The organism is Nocardia sp. NBC_01009 (assembly GCF_045208035.1).
Classification (GTDB): Bacteria; Actinomycetota; Actinomycetes; order Mycobacteriales; family Mycobacteriaceae; genus Nocardia.
Map to the genome: position 1 here is coordinate 6939148 of NZ_CP108695.1, position 17420 is coordinate 6956567.

The following is a 17420-nucleotide window of genomic DNA, read 5'->3' on the forward strand; positions in this document are numbered from 1 at the left end:
GTTCCGCGTTGCGGCGATCAGTCCTGCAATGGGGCGTTCGTCTCCGAATGTCCATTGGTCTCGGCATATCCGTTGGTGTCGGGAGCGCTGTAAACCTCTGCGGCGGACCCGGCGTGGGCGTACTCCGACAACGCCGCGGCCAGTGCCTGCGGTACTCGTGCCCGCACCCGGGTGCCACCTTCTTCGTGGGTTGATGCGGTGATCCGGCCGTCCGCGTGAATGCGGGCGAGCAGATCGCCACGGGTATAGGGCAGCAGCACGCTGACCTCGACATCGAGTCCGCCGAGGACCTCGGCCAGCCGCTCGCGCAGTGCCGCGATGCCCGCGCCGGTGTGGGCCGACACGTAGGCCGCGTCGGGCAGCACCCCGCGCAACCGGGTCAGCTCCACCGGATCGGCCGCGTCGATCTTGTTGACCACCAGCAGCTCCGGCGGCGCGGCCGAGCCGGACTCCTTGATCACGTCGGTGATCACCTCGCGGACCGCCTTGATCTGTTCAGCGGGCAGCGAGTCGGAGCCGTCGACGACGTGCAGCAGCAGGTCGGCACCGGTGACCTCTTCGAGGGTTGAGCGGAATGCCTCGACCAACTGGGTCGGCAGGTGGCGCACGAAACCGACGGTGTCGGTGAAGACGACCTCGCGGCCGTCGTCGAGGTCGGCGCGCCGGGTAGTCGGATCGAGGGTGGCGAACAGCGCGTCCTGGACCAGCAGGCCCGCACCGGTCAGCGCGTTCATGAGGCTGGATTTGCCCGCGTTGGTGTAGCCGACGATCGCGACCGACGGGATGCCACTGGAATTGCGGCGGGCCCGCTTGGTGTCGCGCGCGGTCTTCATCTCACGAATCTCGCGGCGCAGCTTGGCCATTCGCTCGCGAATGCGGCGACGATCGGTTTCGATCTTGGTCTCACCGGGACCACGCAGACCCACACCGCCGTTGCTGCCTGCACGGCCACCGGCCTGCCTGGACATGGACTCACCCCAGCCGCGCAGGCGCGGCAGCATGTATTCCATCTGGGCCAAGGCGACCTGCGCCTTGCCCTCACTGGAGGTGGCGTGCTGGGCGAAGATGTCCAGGATGAGCGCGGTCCGGTCGATCACCTTCACCTTGACGACCTTCTCCAGCGCGGTCAGCTGCGCGGGAGTGAGCTCACCATCGCAGATCACCGTGTCCGCGCCGGTCTCCAGGACGACGGCGCGCAGTTCGTCGGCCTTGCCGGAACCGATGTAGGTAGCCGGGTCCGGCTTGTCCCTGCGCTGGATCAGACCTTCGAGTACCTCGGAACCCGCGGTCTCGGCGAGCGCGGCCAGTTCGGCCATGCTTGCCTCGGCCTGCACGGTGCTGCCCGAAGTCCAGACGCCGACCAGCACGACCCGCTCCAGGCGCAGCTGCCGGTACTCGACCTCGGTGATGTCGGTGAGCTCGGTGGACAGACCCGCGACACGACGCAGTGAGCTGCGGTCCTGCAGTTGCATCTCGCCGACTGTCGGGTCCGCGGACTTGGATTCTCTGGTCCAGCCCGAACGCGCCATGCGCGCCTTGTGCTCGGCTACTACGTCACCGGTGTCGGCGACTTCGTCCAAGCTCGCCTCATCGGCGGCCGTGGTGAAGTCGTCATCGTCGGCTGCCGGCGTGAATTCATACGTCTCTTGTTTCGTCATACAAGATCCATGGTCCCACGATCCACCGACATAGCGCATCCGAGTATTGCGACGCCGCGCCGGGCCGGAATTTCAGAGCGCCTGCCACCAGCCTGCGGCGATGCGGCCGGAGGCGACGAGCACCGACGGGCCGCGCAGCTGGGCGGATCCGCCGCGGAGGGTGACGATGACCTCGCCACCGGGGATCCGGACCCGGACCTCGCCGCTGTCGGTGGCGATCGCGAATCCGGAGTCCGCCAGTGCCGCGGCGGCAGCGGCGACGGTTCCTGTTCCGCAGGAACGGGTTTCACCGACACCACGCTCGTAGACACGCATGTCGACGGAGTTGTCGGCATCCAGCGCGGTGACGATCTCGACGTTGACGCCGTGCGGGAACAGATCAGGATCATAGCCGGGTGAGGCGGTCAGATCGAGCTTGGCCAGCGCATCGACCGACAGGCCGGGGTCGACACAGGCCAGGTGCGGGTTGCCGACGTCGATCCCGATTCCGGAGAACGCCCAGCCCGTGACGGTGGCCGTCGAGAGACCCAGCTCGCGGACCACACCCATGTCGACGGTGACATCGCCGTTGACCGGGTCGGCGGCGTGCACGGTGACCGGGCGTGCCCCGGCTCGGCTGCCGACCACGAACTGCGTACGCGATTCGAGGCCGCTGGTGGCCAGGTAGTGCGCGAAAACCCGGACGCCGTTGCCGCACATTTCCGCGATCGAGCCGTCGGCATTGCGGTAGTCCATGAACCAGTCGGTGGCGTCGATGCCGTCGGGGATCCGGTCGAGCACACCGCGCTCGCGCAGTGCGCCTGCGCGCGCCACACGCAGCACACCGTCGGCGCCGAGGCCACGCCGGCGGTCGCACAGCGCAGCGATCCGCTCCGGGGTCAGCTCCAGCCGAACCTCCGGGTCGGGCAGCACCACGAAATCGTTCTGGGTGCCGTGCCCTTTCGAAAATTCGATGTCTGCCACGTTCCCATTCTCTCTGTTCGGTGTGCTCCCGGCTGATCGCGGGTGAGTCATCTGACAAACGTCCTGCGCTGGCGGGAAATTTCGTACAGCGTGGCCGCCGCGGCCGACGGCGCCCCGAGCGAGCTGGCGGTGCCGCCCATCGGGATGTAGACCATGTCGTCGCAGGCATCCTGCCAGGCCGCACTCATGCCGCTGGTCTCGTTGCCGATCACCAGAATGGTCGCCTCGGTGAAGTCGTGGTCGAAGACCGCGCTCGCACCATCTTCGTCGGTGCCGACGATGCGGGTGGGGATGCCGCGTTGCACCTGCCGGTCCCGGAATTCGAGCACTTGCGCGGCGCCGGCGGCGCGGTAGACCGGCATGGCGAACAGCGAGCCGGTGGAGGCGCGGACGGCCTGCGGGTCGTATTGGTCGGCACCGTGGCCGGTGACGATCACACCGCTCGCGCCGAAGGCGTCCGCCGAGCGGATCAGGGTGCCGAGGTTGCCCGGCGAGTTGGGGCGGTCGAAGACCACGACCACCGGCGGTGCGGTGTCACCGGGCTCACCGGGTTCGAACGTGTCCAGCTCGGGCTGCCGCGATACCGCAACGGCCACCAATTCCGGTATGCCGGTTGCCTTTTCGCCGAGTTCGGCCATCAGCTCCGGCACCAGGCCGACCTGCGGCACGCCGCTGGTGTCGAGGAGTTCACGTGCCCAGCTCGACAGCTCGGGCGCGCCGAGCCGGTAGAGCATCGTCTCGAGTGGCCAGTCGTTGGCGATCGCCTGGGTGATCGGGCGCACGCCCTGGACGAGAAAACGGCTGTCCCGGTGGCGTTTGGTGCGATTGTTCAGGTATGCCTGCCAGACCTGGACCGAGGCATTGCGGGTACTCACACGTCTTGTCACTGCGGAGTCCGTTCTGTGTTGTCGAGACGTTGCGCGGGCAGCAGAGACAGCGCGGTGGCGACCAGCTCGGGGTCGGCGCCGTCCACCCAGTGCACCCGGGGATCCCGCCGAAACCACGAGCGCTGGCGCCGGACGTAACGCCGGGTGCCGATCAGGGTGCGTTCCTGCGCGTGGTTCAGGTCGTATTCGTTGTCCAGGTAGGACAGGACTTGTGCGTAGCCGATCGCCCGGCGCGCTGTGACGCCGTCGCGCAGGCCGACATCTATGAGACCGCGTACCTCCTCGACCAGTCCGGACTCGAACATCAGCGCGGTGCGCCGCTCGATGCGCGAATCCAGTTCGGCGGTATCACGATCCACGCCGATGATCACGGTGCCCCAGCGCGGTTCGCCGATGGCGGGCGCCGAGGCCGCGAACGGGCGGCCGGTGAGTTCGACGACCTCGAGTGCGCGCACCATCCGCCTGCCGTCGGTGGGCAGGATGGTCGCCGCGGCGGCGGGATCGGCCGCCCGCAACGCCTCGTGCACCGCGACGAGGCCCTGTTCGGCGAGCAGGGTCTCCCAGCGCGCCCTGATCTCGGGATCGGTGGCGGGAAACTCCCAATCATCCAGCAGCGCTTGGACATACATCATCGAACCGCCGACGATGACCGGAGTGTGCCCGCGCGCGATGATCGCGGTGACGTCCGCGATCGCGGCGGCCTGGTAGGCGGCCACGGTGGCGGTCTCGGTCACGTCGAGTACGTCGAGCTGGTGGTGCGGGATGCCGCGACGCTCGCCGGGGGCGAGTTTGGCGGTGCCCACGTCCATGCCGCGGTAGAGCTGCATCGCATCGATGTTGACGATTTCGCCGCCGAGTCGCTCGGCGAGGTCGAGGCCGAGATCCGATTTGCCAGTGGCCGTGGGGCCGACGACGGCGATCGGGGTGATCGTCACGGCGCATCACCCTGCTCGCGCACCGGGCGCCACACACTCACCTGGTAGCCGACGCCGAAAGGCGCGTCCCGATAGAGCGTCTCGACCTCCGGATCGCTCGGATCGGCGGCGAACAGCCCGGCCAGCACCTGGTAGGCGGCCCGCCCTGCCATCGCCAGCTCGGCGCACAATGCCGGATCCAAGGCGCGCAGTCCGGCCCGATCGCCCGCGGCCAACGCGCGATCGAGATCGTCCTGGACGGCGGTGGCGCGGGTATCCAGATAGCCGGGTGCGGCCGTGGACAGTGTTGCTGCACCGTCGGCGATCACCAGCACGCCCAGTGGTTCGGGTGCATCGTCGAGCACTGTTCGTAGCTCTGCGCCGATTTCGGCGCAGCGGGCCGTCGAGGTATCCGCGGCGACGATACGGGCCGCAGCCTCCGTGGTCGGCGCGACCTGCCCCCGCAACCATCCGGCGATCAACACCGGCAGCGGAAGCTGTGGGTCCGGCACGTCGTCAGCAGACCTTGTCGAGAGGGCTGGATTCGATAGTGCGACCCGAGTGTCGACCCCGAACCCACGGAATGTGCCGAGTGTGTCGGGCGCGAGCTGCGCGTCGGCGGCGCCTGCCCCGATCACCAGCCAATGCTGTGCGACCGCCAAAGCGCCTGCGGCCTCCAGTGCCGCCGCACGCAGCAGGGCGGGCACACCGACGGGATCCGCCCCGGTCACATGCGCGACACCGCCACAGAGCTCGGGCACGAGGATCGGCGGCGACGGGACCAGGGCCGCAATGGAGAACACGACGTAACCGTAGTCGTTCGCAATACCGGCGCCACGCACCGCGGGTACCGGTCCCCGGGCGACCCCGCGGCCGGTCGGGTTCGAGTGTCTCTGCCGCAAACTTGGCCGAGATTGATAGTGTTCGAGGTGCTACAACCCAGGTCATCACGGGTTGCATTCCCTGGGAATCATCCGCGTGAGGACGTCGATCGATAGTTTGCAGGGCTCGAACCGGGTTCAATGGGATGAGCTAGGGCGTAACCAGGCAGCCGTGACGCGCGGCAGGGACGAGGAGCAATGACGGACAGCAACGGAACCGCGAAGGCCACCCCCGGCACGACACCGCGCCCCTCGGACGTCCCGAAGCCCGGCGCCCCCAAACCGGGCGCCGCGCAGGCTCATCCCAAGCCGCACGCTATCAAGCCGGCTCCCGGCGAACATCCCCATCCTGTGGTCGTCCCGACCGCCAGCGATCCCAGTGTCTGGGGCCGCGTCGACGAGGACGGCACCGCGTGGGTGAAGACCGCCGACGGTGAACGCATCGTCGGCTCCTGGCAGGCCGGTGACGCCGCCGAAGGCCTTGCGCATTTCGGTCGCCGATTCGACGACCTGGCCACCGAGGTGGCCTTGCTGGAGGCGCGGCTGGCCGCGGGCGCGGATGCACGCAAGACCAAGGCGGCGGCGATCACCATCGCCGAGTCGCTGTCCACCGCAGCGGTGATCGGCGATATCGATAGCCTGTCTCGCCGGCTCGCCGCGATCGCCGAGCACTCCGAAGAGGCGGCGGCACACGCCAAGGAGGAGAAGGAAAAGGCCAGGCACGAGCACACCGAACGCAAGGAAGTGCTGTGCGCCGAGGCCGAGAAGATCGCTACCGAGTCCACCCAGTGGAAGGCCGCGGGCGATCGGCTGCGCGAAATCCTCGACGAGTGGAAGTCCATTCGCGGCGTGGACCGCAAGGTCGACGACGCGTTGTGGAAGCGCTACTCCAAGGCCCGTGAGGCGTTCAACCGCCGTCGCGGCGCACACTTCGCCGAGCTCGATCGGGAACGTTCGGCCGCGAAGACGCGCAAGGAAGAACTGTGCGTGCGCGCCGAGGAACTCTCGGGCTCTACCGACTGGGTCGGCACCGCGGGTGTGTTCCGTGACCTGCTCGCCGAATGGAAGGCCGCGGGCCGCGCGCCGCGCGAGGCCGACGAGGCGCTGTGGCGGCGATTCAAGAGCGCCCAGGATGTGTTCTTCGCCGCGCGCAATGCCGCCGTCAACGAACGTGACGCCGAGTTCGAACACAATGCCATCGCCAAGGAAGAGCTGCTGCACGCCTACGAGCACATCGATCCGGCCAACGGCCTCGATACCGCACGGAACGCGCTGCGCGAACTCCAGGACAAGTGGGATGCACTGGGCAAGGTGCCGCGGGAGCGGATCCAGGAATTGGAAGGCAAGCTGCGCGCCATCGAGAAGCGGGTCCGCGACGCGGTCGACGCACAGTGGCGCCGTACCGATCCGGAGGCAATGGCCAGGGCCGCCCAATTCCGTGAGCGGGTAGCGCAATTCGAGGAGCAGGCAGCGAAGGCGACCGCGGCGGGCAATAAGCGTGACGCCGAGAAAGCCATGGAACAGGCCAAGCAGTGGCGTGAATGGGCCGAGGCGGCAGAGGGCGCTGTCAGCAACCTCTGACACCGGGGAGACGGTCTGTCAGACCGATTCCAGGAACGGCCATCCGGCAGGTCGGGTGGGTTACTCGCCCATCAAGCGGCGGCGGTCGCGCTCTTCCGCGGCGGCCGCGGCGATGCGGCGCTGTTCTTCCGCGGCCAATTGCATTGCGGTGCGGCTCCATACGACGCGCACCCAGTGGAAGGTCAGCACGATGGCGGCGAGTGCGCCGAGGATCAGGCCGATGCCGGGGCCTGCGCCGTAGTAGTTGGCGCCGCCGGGGCCGCCGACACCGGGGGTCTGGCGGTGCCAGATGGCGAAAACACCGAAGGCACCTGCGATGGCGGATCCGGCGACCGCGATCCAGGCCAATGCCCAGCGACGGGTCATCAGGGCGAGCAATGAGAAACCGATGCCGAAGATGACGACGAACCAGACGAAAATCCGGGACGGCAGGCCGATGTGCTCGAAGCTTGCGGCGCTGGTGTCGAGCAAGACGTCGAAGCCGCGTGCGGTGCCCGCGTGCGGCAGCACCAGCGACACCAGCAGCACGAACACCGCGCCTGCGACCACCATGGCGCGGATGCCGGGATCGATCTCACCGGCGACACGGCGCTCGACGGCGTCGAGGTCGTCGCGGAACTGCTCGAAGTCTTTGCTGCTCTCGACCGAATTCACTGAGCCCTCGTTTCGTTCGGCGTCATCATGGTCGGCACTCCCCGGGACAACTGTGCCATCGGTGCGTCCGACACCGGCAGCCGACCCACTACGCGAGGTAGTATTTGCTGCCGAATCCGAGGCGCCAGGGTTCGATTCGCCTTCGGCCGGAAGCGGATTCGCACCGTCCGCGCTGCGGCCGGACGCGAGCTCCGCTCCCCCGGGTTCGCGCGTCGCGTCGCTGTCCTCGTCCGGCGCGCCGCTCATGCCGCTACCTCGTCGATGCTCAGTTTCGGCACACCTCGTCCACACTCCGAACACGATTTCCGCGCGCCTACCACCACGCCGAACCGCGGCGCCCTCGCGATGGGCGCTGGAGCGACTGCCTCGCTGTGCACGCTCATGCGCCACAGCCGGTCGAGCAGCCCGCGGCGGCCGGTTCCGGGGCCGGGGCGCCGATGCGAGGCAGGCCGAGGCCGACTCCGATCGGTTCGGTCTTAGGCGTGATGCCGCGCTCGTGCGCGTCGCCCGCGCGGGTGCGGCGATGGGTGCGCACGGGTCCATCGGCAATCAGGTAGTGGGGAGCCGCGCCGGTGATGTCGACGGTGACGATGTCGCCGGGCCGAATCGTGCCGGCGCTGCCCGATTCCGTGACGGGCGGGCGGAAGTGCACCAGCCTGCCGTCGCGGGCTCGGCCGCTCATGCGGGCGGTGGCCGCGTTCTTCTTGCCCGCGCCCTCGGCGACCAGCAGCTCCACTTCGGTGCCGATCAGCTCGCGGTTCGCGTCCAGGCAGACTTCCTCCTGCAGCGCGATGAGCCGTTCGTAGCGCTCCTGGACCACCTCTTTGGGCAGTTGATCGGGCATATCGGCGGCGGGCGTACCGGGACGCTTGGAGTACTGGAAGGTGTAGGCGCTGGTGAAGCGGGCCTGGCGCACCACGTCCAGGGTCTCCTGGAAATCTTCCTCGGTTTCGCCCGGGAAGCCGACGATGATGTCGGTGGTGATCGCCGCGTGCGGCATTGCCGCACGGACCTTTTCGATGATGCCGAGGTAGCGCGCCTTGCGGTAGGAGCGGCGCATCGCCTTGAGCACTCGGTCCGAGCCGGATTGCAGCGGCATGTGCAGCTGTGGGCAAATATTGGGCGTCTCCGCCATCGCCTCGATCACGTCGTCGGTGAACTCGGCCGGGTGCGGCGAGGTGAAACGCACGCGCTCGAGTCCTTCGATCCGTCCGGCCGCGCGCAGCAGCTTGGCGAATGCGCCGCGATCACGTTGTTCCTCGGGATCGGCAAAGGAAGCTCCGTAGGCGTTCACGTTCTGCCCGAGCAGCGTCACCTCGAGTACGCCCTGGTCGACCAGTGCCTGCACCTCGGCCAGTACGTCACCTGGGCGACGGTCGACCTCTTTGCCGCGCAGCGACGGCACGATACAGAAGGTGCAGGTGTTGTTGCAGCCCACCGAGATCGACACCCAGCCCGCATACGCGGACTCCCGTTTGGCGGGCAGCGTCGAGGGGAACGCCTCGAGCGATTCCAGGATTTCCACCTGCGCCTCGTGGTTGTGCCTGGCCCGCTCCAGTAGCACCGGCAGCGAGCCGATGTTGTGGGTGCCGAACACCACGTCGACCCAGGGCGCCTTGCGCACCACGGTGTCGCGATCCTTCTGCGCGAGGCAGCCGCCTACCGCGATCTGCATACCGGGCCGTTCGGCTTTGATCGGAGCCAGGTGGCCGAGGGTGCCGTAGAGCTTGTTGTCGGCGTTCTCGCGAACCGCACAGGTATTGAAAACCACCAGGTCGGCCGTCGCCCCCGGCGCGGCCTGCACGTATCCCGCGTCCTCCAGCAGACCGGACAAACGCTCGGAATCGTGCACGTTCATCTGGCAGCCGAAGGTGCGCACCTCGTAGCTGCGAACTGCTCCCTCTACCTGGCCCATCGAATTCACCTATCCAGGGTAAGGCCGCCGGCATCCGCGCCGTTCAGCGCCTCGGTATGCGGTGGCCTCGCCTTCGCTCGGGCCAAGCGCGACTGACGGCGGACTCCGCCCAACTGAGCCGGATCAAGCGGTGGCCTCGCCTTCGCTCGGGCCAAGCGCGACTGACAGCGGACTCCGCCCAACTACGCCCAATCGAGCGGTGGCCTCGCCTTCGCTCGGGCCAAGCGCGACTGACAGCGGACTCCGTCCAGCTACGCCCGATCGAGCGGCGCGCGGCAGCCTCGCCTTCGCCCGAGCCGAGCGAGTGTGCCCGTTCGGGCTAGGCGTGATGGGTGTCGGTCTCGGCGGTGCCGTTGGCTGTGGTGCGGAAGCGCGCGCGGTATGCCGAGGGCGTGATGCCGAGGCGACGACCGAATGCGCGCCGCAGCGATTCGTCGCTGCCGAAGCCGGTGCGCAGGGCCGTGTCGGTAACTGTTGCATCCTCGGCGAGCAGGGCTTGTGCCGCCTCGACGCGCACGGACTCGACGTATGCGGCGGGGGTTGTGCCGAGTTGGTCATGGAACAGGCGGGTCAGGTGGCGGATGCTCAGGCCCGCGCGAGCGGCAAGGGCTGGTGCGGAATGGTCGGCCGCGGCGTCGGCGGCGATGGCGTCGACGACCGCGCGCAGCGGATCGTGGCGGACCGCCGGGGTGCGCAGCGCGGCAGAGAATTGCGATTGTCCACCGGGGCGCTGCATGAAGACCACCAGGTCACGAGCAACCTCGCGGGCCAGGGCGGCGCCGGTATCCTCCTCCACCATCGCCAGGGCGAGGTCGATGCCCGCGGTCACGCCTGCGGAGGTGAGCACATGTCCGTCACGGACGTGGATGGCATCCGGCTCGACGCGGACGGCGCGATAGCGGTGAGCCAGCGTGGCGGCGTGTCGCCAATGGGTGGTCGCGCGGCGGCCGTCCAGCATGCCCGCTTCGGCCAGCGCGAACGCGCCGGTGCACACCGAGGCCACCCGGCGCACTCGTGGAGCGAGCGCGGCGAGATCGGTCAGCAGAGTCGCGGGGATTCGGTTGCGCGGGAGATCCGCGGAACCGGGGACCACCACGGTGTCGATCGGGACGCGCTCGACCCGGCCGTCGACAGCGAGTCGACCCGTCGCCGTGGTCACGTCCGCGCCATCGGCAGAGCACACCGACCATCGATACCGCGCCCCGAGGTCGCGGGCGGTCGCGAACACTTCCAGTGGTCCGGTGATATCGAGCTGCCGCACGCCGTTGTAGGCCAGGAACACGATGTGACGAACCTTGCGAGACATGCCGCAAGCCTATTCGCCTGGCCATGTCCGAATTCGAGGGATATATGTCCGTACGGACATCACCCGGTCTTCAGCCGCAACAACACTCCACGGCCTGAACAGGAACAACCCGTAAACGAGCACTAGGCCCGTTCCGAAGTCGTGTCATTCACATCCAGGGGTCACCGTGGGCCTGAACGATCTTCTGTATCCAAGCGCTCTCCCCGAAACCGGAGAATGCGCAGCGAATCAGCTACCCGGCCATATCGACAAACAAGGGCGTGTGGTGCTCATCCGCCGCCTCGTCCGCGAAGGGCTGCTCACCGTATGCCGCCCGGCCGATCCCGCGCGAGACACGGTTACGCCGATACTCGAGGACTCGGACCGCTGACCACGAGCAGTCCCACCATCGCAGGACAACGCGTTTCTCGACGCGGCTGACGTGGGCAGGTCCACCGCGATCCCGGGTCAGGACGGCGTTAGAGCTAGCGATGACACCCCGAGCGGTCCGGTGATGTCGAGCTGTCGCACGCCGTGGTAGGCAGGGAAACAACGATGTGGCGAACCTCGCGAGATATACCGCGAGCCTATCGCGGAAATATGGCCGAATCCGAGGGATACCTGTCCATACAGACATGGCTGCGACCTTCGGCCGCAACAAGACTCGATGACGAGAACACCAACACCAGGAGTCCCCATGAGCCACATCGCCGACATCGTCATCCCCGACAGCCGCCTGGCCGCCGCCGCAACCGAACTGGTTCGCGACGCCACCGACGATCTACTGTTCGACCATTCCCGCCGCGTCTACCTGTTCGGTGCCTGGCAGGGCGCCCGTCGCGGCCTCGAGTTCGATCCGGAGCTGCTCTACATCGGAGCGATGTTCCACGACCTCGGCCTGACCGACGAATACCGCACCTCTGACCGCAGATTCGAGATCGACGGCGCCGAGCAGGCTGCGGCGTTCCTGCGCGCACACGGCATTCCGGAGGAGTCGGTGGGGCTGGTGTGGGATGCCATCGCGCTGCACACCACACCGGAGATCCCGCACTGGATGCGACCGGAGATCGCGTTGGTCACCGCGGGTGTCGAACTCGATGTCCTCGGGATCGGCTACCGCGATCTGCCCGCCGACATTCGTGACGCCATAGTCGCCGCGCACCCGCGCCCGGACTTCAAGAAGCGAATTCTCGCCGCGTTCACGCACGGCATCGAGGATCGGCCGCAGACCACCTTCGGCAATGTCAAAGCCGACGTGCTCGCCCGATTCGTGCCCGGCTTCGAGCGAACCGATTTCGTCGAGGTGATCGAGGGCTCGAGCTGGCCCGAGTAGGGCCGACCGGAAGGTTACAGGCACGTGTCGATTCGGCGCGGCGGGGCGGTGTGTCGCGGAAACTCGGGCAAATTCGTATTTTCCGCTTAAGGTCTTGATGCATGACCGACGCCGCTGCCGCGCCCGACACGACCGGGGCCGCCACGACCGGGGATGAGAGCGCCGCGACCAGTGCGCCGATGATCTCGATGCGCAATGTGGACAAACACTTCGGTGAGCTCCATGTGCTGCGGGATGTCAACCTCGAAGTTCCCAAGGGACAGGTCGTCATTGTTCTCGGCCCCTCGGGGTCCGGGAAATCGACGCTCTGCCGCACCATCAACCGACTGGAGCCGATCGACTCCGGCGATATCGCCATCGACGGTGTGCCGCTGCCTGCCGAGGGCCGCGCGCTCGCCGCATTGCGCGCCGATGTCGGGATGGTGTTCCAATCCTTCAACCTGTTCGCGCACAAGACCATCGTCGAGAACGTGATGCTCGCGCCGCTCAAGGTGCGCAAGATCGCCAAGAACGACGCCCGCGCCCGGGCGATGGAACTGCTCGAACGTGTGGGCATCGCCAACCAGGCCGACAAATACCCGGCGCAGTTGTCGGGTGGCCAGCAGCAGCGCGTAGCCATCGCGCGCGCCTTGGCAATGAGCCCTAAGGTGATGCTGTTCGACGAGCCGACCTCCGCACTGGACCCGGAAATGGTCCAAGAGGTGCTCGATGTGATGGTGTCGCTGGCCAAAGAAGGGATGACCATGCTGGTGGTCACCCACGAAATGGGTTTTGCTCGTCGCGCCGGGAACAGGGTGCTGTTCATGGCCGACGGACAGGTGGTCGAGGATGCCGAGCCGGAGGCATTCTTCACCGCGCCGAAATCCGAGCGCGCGAAGGATTTCCTCGGGAAAATATTGAGCCACTGACCATCTGACAATCACGGCCATCGAAAACCATATGAGGGAAGGAACTCGATGAGGATCAACCGTGCGCTTCGAATCGGTGTCGGGGCGATCGCCCTGGCGCTGACCGCCGCGACCGCAGCCGCTTGTGGCGGAGGCGACAGCAAGACCGCCCTGGACAACGCCAAGGACGGCAAACTCACCGTCGGGATCAAGTTCGACCAGCCCGGCCTCGGCCTGCGCAACAAGGACGGCTCCTACAGCGGGTTCGATATCGAGGTCGCCAAGTACGTCGCCGGCAAGCTCGGCGTGAAGCCGGAAAGCATCACCTTCAAGGAGGCCCCGTCCGGCCAGCGCGAGACGCTGATCGAGAACGGACAGGTCGACTACATCATCGCCACCTACTCGATCAACGACAAGCGCAAGGAGAAGGTCGACTTCGCCGGGCCCTACTACGTTGCCGGCCAGTCCCTGCTGGTGAAGGCCGACAACAGCACCATCAACGGCCCCGATGATCTGAAGGGGAAGAAGGTCTGCTCGGTGAAGGGCTCGACCCCCGCCCAGAACATCGAGAAGAACTACCCCGACACCCAGCTGCAGACCAACGACACCTACTCGCTGTGCCTCGAGGGCCTCTCGGCAGGTTCGTATGATGCGGTGACCACCGACGACATCATTCTGGCCGGTTATGCCGCGCAAAGTGCGGGCTCGTACAAGGTCGTCGGCAAGCCGTTCACCACGGAGAACTACGGCATCGGCGTGAAGAAGGGCGACAAGGAACTCCGCGACAAGGTCAACGACGCAATCGAGGCGATGATTGCGGACGGCTCTTGGAAGAAGGCGTTCGACACGACGGTCGGTGTCTCGGGCTACCAGGCCCCGACTCCGCCGACGGTGAACCGGTACTGAGATTGCCGATTGGGTGGTCCGGAAGGGCCACCCAATCGCTCTCGACGTGCTGAGGGATGGTTTTCACCGTCGCTACAAGCCCTGCACATCGCGCGGCCAGGATGATCCCCGGCCTCGCGCACCGACCCCGATCGGAGGGACGGATCCGCCGTGTTCGACCTGATCTCGAGGTATGACGTCCTCGGAGCCTTCTGGGTGACCATCAAGCTGACCGCGTCGTCCGCGGTCCTTGCCCTGATCCTTGGCACATTTGTCGCCGCAATGCGCGTATCCCCCGTGCCGGTCGCCCGTTTCCTCGGCAGCGCCTACGTCACCATCTTCCGCAACACCCCGCTCACGCTGATCATCGTGTTCTGCTCGCTGGGCCTCTATTCGACCATGGGCTGGAAGCTGGCACCGGAAGGCCCGAACTCGCTGGCGCAGAACAACTTCCGGTATGCCGTACTAGGACTCAGCATCTACACCGCGGCATTCGTCTGCGAATCGTTGCGCTCTGGCATCAACACCGTGCCGATGGGCCAGTCGGAGGCAGGCCGCTCACTGGGCTTCAGCTTCACACAGAATCTGCGAATCGTGGTGCTGCCGCAAGCATTCCGCTCGGTCATCGCGCCGCTCGGCAGCGTACTGATCGCACTGACCAAGAACTCCACGATCGCCTCGGCGATCGGCGTCGCCGAGGCCGCGACTCTGATGGCCAAGATGAACGAGAACGAGGCGGCGCTGATCACTATCGGCGCCATCTTCGCGCTCGGCTTCGTGATCCTGACCCTGCCGACCGGCCTGCTGTTCGGCTGGCTCGCCAAGCGATTCGAGGTGGCCCGATGAGTACCGGTGCTTCGGTTCTTTTCGACGCGCCGGGTCCCCGGGCGCGCATCCGCAACCAGATCTATTCCGTCATCGCCGTCATCGTCGTGTTGGCGATCGGCTGGGTGTTCTACCGCGGCTTCGCCGATAAGGGACAGTTCACCGCGGAGAAGTGGAAGCCGTTCACAGAGCCCGACGTCTGGACAACCTACCTGCTGCCCGGCCTGCGGGGCACCCTCGTCGCGGCGCTGCTCTCGATTGTGTTCGCGCTCGTGATCGGCATGATCTTCGGCATCCTCCGGCTGTCGGAGCACCGCCTGGTGCGGTGGGTGGCAGGGGCGATCGTCGAGGTGGCTCGGTCTATCCCCGTGCTGATCCTGATGATCTTCCTGTTCTACATCTTCTCCGACTACAAGTTGTTCAAGGTCGATCAGCTCGCCCTCGCGGCCGTCGTGATCGCGCTGACCGTCTACAACGGCTCGGTTATCGCCGAGATCGTGCGCGCGGGCATCAAGTCGCTACCGAAGGGCCAGACCGAGGCCGCAGTGGCGCTGGGGCTGCGCAAGGGGCAGCTGATGCGGTTGATCCTACTGCCGCAAGCGATCACCGCGATGCTACCTGCGTTGATCTCACAAATGGTTGTCGCACTGAAGGACTCGGCGCTCGGTTACCAGATCACCTACCTCGAGATCGTGCGCCAGGGCTCGCAACTCGGTGCGTCCGAACGGAATACGGTGCCCGCACTGATCGTCGTCGCGATCGTCATGATTCTGCTGAACAGCACGCTGACATTCGTGGCGAACAAGCTGGAGCAGCGGTTGCGCTCGCGCAAGCGGGCCAAGGGCGCAGCGGTCCTCGCGGCCGACTCAGTCCTCACCGACGCCGCACCCGGCATGGATATCACCAAGAAGTCGTGAGCCTCGACGCGGCGGCATTAGACGAATACCTGGCCCGGACCGGAACCTGAGGGCCGGGGCCTGCGGGCGCTCGATGCGGTAATCCGCTCGAGCGCACCGCCATTCGAAGCGATGGGTGGCGAACCGATCAGGGCAGCCGCCACAAAGCCCCCACTCCCCTCCTGATTGCACTGAAGGCCGCACCTTCTCTCGGCATCCGCCCACTCCAAGCGCTACATCCTCGGCGGTAAGCACCCAAAGCACCTACCTCGATACGGGCGGCATCCGACATAGAAGGGTCCAGATGAGCGCCGCAACAACCGAAATCATCGCTCGCGCGGTCATCCGCGACGGTGATCGGCTGCTCGTGGCACGCGCACGCGGCAAGAAATGGGCGTTCCTACCCGGTGGCCATGTCGAGCCCGGAGAGCCTGTCGAGTCAGCCCTGGTCCGTGAACTGTCGGAAGAACTCGGAACGGCGAGCAGGATCCTCGGCCTCGTCGGTGTCGTCGAGCACGGATATGTCGACGACGAATCGACCACGCATCATGAGGTGAATCTGGTGTTCGCCACAGAGGTGGACGGTATCCCCGCCAGCCAGGAAGATCACCTCGAATTCTCCTGGTTGCCGATAAACAGCTGTCGACGACTGATCTGCGACCGAGCGCGTTGAAGGGCGTCATCGCCAGCGGTGCACAGTCGTTCTGGCACAGTTGGAACGGCTGAGTATGGGCATGTCCCGATCCGAAGGGAGACGGACCGGGATATGCAAACGAGTGCCAGGCCGGAGGGGCACCAGCAACCGGTGAACCACCGAATCCAGTGGCGAGATTGTGGCCCGGCACCGGCAAGTGTCGATCAGCGCGACCGTCATCGTGCCGCCGCGAATCCCGTCGAGCAGGCCGCGCGGCATCCACGGGGCGAGGACGACTTCGCCGAGGTCGCTGCGCAGAGCTGCTGAGAGGGGTACGGAGAGCTGCCGGCGCTAGTCGATCGAGTCGGGGAGGTCTTCGATGTCGGAGGCTGTGCCGTGGCTTGCCAGTTCGGCTTTCACCACCTGGTAGGCGGTGGACTGGTTGTAGCCGCGGCGGGCGAGCATGCCGACGAGGCGGCGAATTGCTTTGTCGCGGTCCAGGTTTGCCGGCATCGAGCGGAGTTTGCGGCGAACCAGTTCGACGGCGCGGGATTCTTCGTCGTCCGAGGTGATGGCGTCCAAAGCGGGGGCGGCGTCGGACGGCGCGACGCCCTTGCGGCGGAGTTCTCGAGCAAGGGCCTGTTTGCCCTTGCCGGAGAAGGTGTGGCGGGCGTGCACCCACTCTTCGGCGAAGGCGGCGTCATTGATGAGGTCGATCTCGGCGAGACGGTCCAGGGCGGCCTCGGTCACCTCGGGTGTGAATCCCTTGGCGGCCAAGCGTTGTGCGAGTTCTGCGCGGCTGCGGGCACGGACGGCCAGCAGGCGCAGACTTGCGTCCTTTGCCTGCTCGACCGTCCCGCCCGGCGGGGTCGGTTCCGACGAGGACCGGTGCGCCCCGGCCTGTTTCGGCTCCGATCGACCCCGCTCGGATCCGGCCGCCACCGGATCCGCCTCCCATCGGCTTCCCGAACGATCAGAATCGCCCGATGAGGTGGCTTTCGCCCGCCTACGCTTGGATGTGGACCCAGTCGAGCGCGCCCGCTGCGGTTCGAGCGCGCTCGACCAGCTTCCTCCTATGTCCGGATCGGCCGAACCACCTTCAGCCGACCGGAATCGCCCGAATCCGGACTCGTGCGGTCGCGATCCAGTGTTGACCGGATCAGCGGAACGGCCAGAAGCGGACAGGAGCTCGTGCAGCCGACGCCGCGTTTCGTTCACCGGG

Annotated in this window: 16 protein-coding genes; 7 read left to right on the forward strand and 9 right to left on the reverse strand. The window is 66.8% G+C overall.

The genetic code is table 11. The features are described from left to right. Positions 1 to 17 precede the first annotated feature (17 nt). From hflX to OHA42_RS31245, 5 genes are all read right to left on the reverse strand, one after another. A complete protein-coding gene (gene hflX, locus OHA42_RS31225) occupies positions 18 to 1529 on the reverse strand; it encodes a GTPase HflX (RefSeq protein WP_406239710.1) in 1512 nt (503 codons plus the stop codon). Positions 1530 to 1730: 201 nt separating this feature from the next. Then, positions 1731 to 2612: a diaminopimelate epimerase gene (gene dapF / locus OHA42_RS31230; RefSeq protein ID WP_406239712.1), complete on the reverse strand. Its 882-nt coding sequence runs from the start codon at positions 2610 to 2612 to the stop codon at positions 1731 to 1733. 56 nt (positions 2613 to 2668) lie between these two features. Beyond that, a complete protein-coding gene (locus tag OHA42_RS31235; RefSeq protein WP_406231322.1) occupies positions 2669 to 3508 on the reverse strand; it encodes a TrmH family RNA methyltransferase in 840 nt (279 codons plus the stop codon). Next, positions 3505 to 4443, reverse strand: coding sequence for a tRNA (adenosine(37)-N6)-dimethylallyltransferase MiaA (miaA, locus tag OHA42_RS31240; RefSeq protein ID WP_406231323.1), 939 nt, complete (start codon positions 4441 to 4443; stop codon positions 3505 to 3507). Before miaA ends, OHA42_RS31235 begins: the two co-directional genes overlap by 4 nt. Then, on the reverse strand, positions 4440 to 5225 hold the full coding sequence (locus OHA42_RS31245) for a hypothetical protein (RefSeq protein WP_406231324.1): 786 nt from the start codon (positions 5223 to 5225) through the stop codon (positions 4440 to 4442). The genes miaA and OHA42_RS31245 overlap by 4 nt, the downstream gene beginning before the upstream one ends. 276 nt (positions 5226 to 5501) lie before the next feature. Here OHA42_RS31245 and OHA42_RS31250 point away from each other — a divergent pair, with 276 nt between their 5' ends. After that, on the forward strand, positions 5502 to 6884 hold the full coding sequence (locus OHA42_RS31250; protein WP_406231325.1) for a DUF349 domain-containing protein: 1383 nt from the start codon (positions 5502 to 5504) through the stop codon (positions 6882 to 6884). 60 nt (positions 6885 to 6944) lie between these two features. Here OHA42_RS31250 and OHA42_RS31255 read toward each other — a convergent pair whose 3' ends face one another. From OHA42_RS31255 to OHA42_RS31265, 3 genes are all read right to left on the reverse strand, one after another. Further along, entirely contained in the window at positions 6945 to 7538 is a 594-nt protein-coding gene (locus OHA42_RS31255) for a hypothetical protein (RefSeq protein ID WP_406239714.1), read from the reverse strand. Positions 7539 to 7917: 379 nt separating this feature from the next. Next, positions 7918 to 9453: a tRNA (N6-isopentenyl adenosine(37)-C2)-methylthiotransferase MiaB gene (gene miaB / locus OHA42_RS31260; protein WP_406231326.1), complete on the reverse strand. Its 1536-nt coding sequence runs from the start codon at positions 9451 to 9453 to the stop codon at positions 7918 to 7920. A 319-nt stretch (positions 9454 to 9772) separates the two neighbouring features. Continuing rightward, entirely contained in the window at positions 9773 to 10759 is a 987-nt protein-coding gene (locus OHA42_RS31265) for a GlxA family transcriptional regulator (RefSeq protein WP_406231327.1), read from the reverse strand. A 676-nt stretch (positions 10760 to 11435) separates the two neighbouring features. Here OHA42_RS31265 and OHA42_RS31270 point away from each other — a divergent pair. From OHA42_RS31270 to OHA42_RS31295, 6 genes are all read left to right on the forward strand, one after another. Beyond that, positions 11436 to 12071 carry an HD domain-containing protein gene (locus OHA42_RS31270; protein WP_406231328.1) on the forward strand — a complete coding sequence of 212 codons (636 nt, stop codon included), beginning with the start codon at positions 11436 to 11438 and terminating at the stop codon, positions 12069 to 12071. Positions 12072 to 12250: 179 nt separating this feature from the next. Then, entirely contained in the window at positions 12251 to 12979 is a 729-nt protein-coding gene (locus OHA42_RS31275) for an amino acid ABC transporter ATP-binding protein (protein WP_328413222.1), read from the forward strand. Between the two features lie 48 nt (positions 12980 to 13027). Beyond that, positions 13028 to 13864 carry a glutamate ABC transporter substrate-binding protein gene (locus OHA42_RS31280; RefSeq protein WP_406231329.1) on the forward strand — a complete coding sequence of 279 codons (837 nt, stop codon included), beginning with the start codon at positions 13028 to 13030 and terminating at the stop codon, positions 13862 to 13864. Positions 13865 to 14014: 150 nt separating this feature from the next. Beyond that, positions 14015 to 14689 (forward strand): amino acid ABC transporter permease, encoded by a 675-nt coding sequence (locus OHA42_RS31285; protein ID WP_328403669.1) that lies wholly within the window; start codon positions 14015 to 14017, stop codon positions 14687 to 14689. Continuing rightward, positions 14686 to 15585, forward strand: coding sequence for an amino acid ABC transporter permease (locus OHA42_RS31290; protein ID WP_406231330.1), 900 nt, complete (start codon positions 14686 to 14688; stop codon positions 15583 to 15585). Before OHA42_RS31285 ends, OHA42_RS31290 begins: the two co-directional genes overlap by 4 nt. A gap of 283 nt (positions 15586 to 15868) precedes the next feature. Next, complete coding sequence (locus tag OHA42_RS31295; RefSeq protein ID WP_406231331.1) at positions 15869 to 16237, forward strand: NUDIX domain-containing protein; 369 nt, start codon at positions 15869 to 15871, stop codon at positions 16235 to 16237. A 312-nt stretch (positions 16238 to 16549) separates the two neighbouring features. On the opposite strand, the gene recX is transcribed toward OHA42_RS31295, so the two are convergent. Continuing rightward, complete coding sequence (gene recX, locus OHA42_RS31300; RefSeq protein WP_328403675.1) at positions 16550 to 17140, reverse strand: recombination regulator RecX; 591 nt, start codon at positions 17138 to 17140, stop codon at positions 16550 to 16552. Positions 17141 to 17420 lie beyond the last annotated feature (280 nt).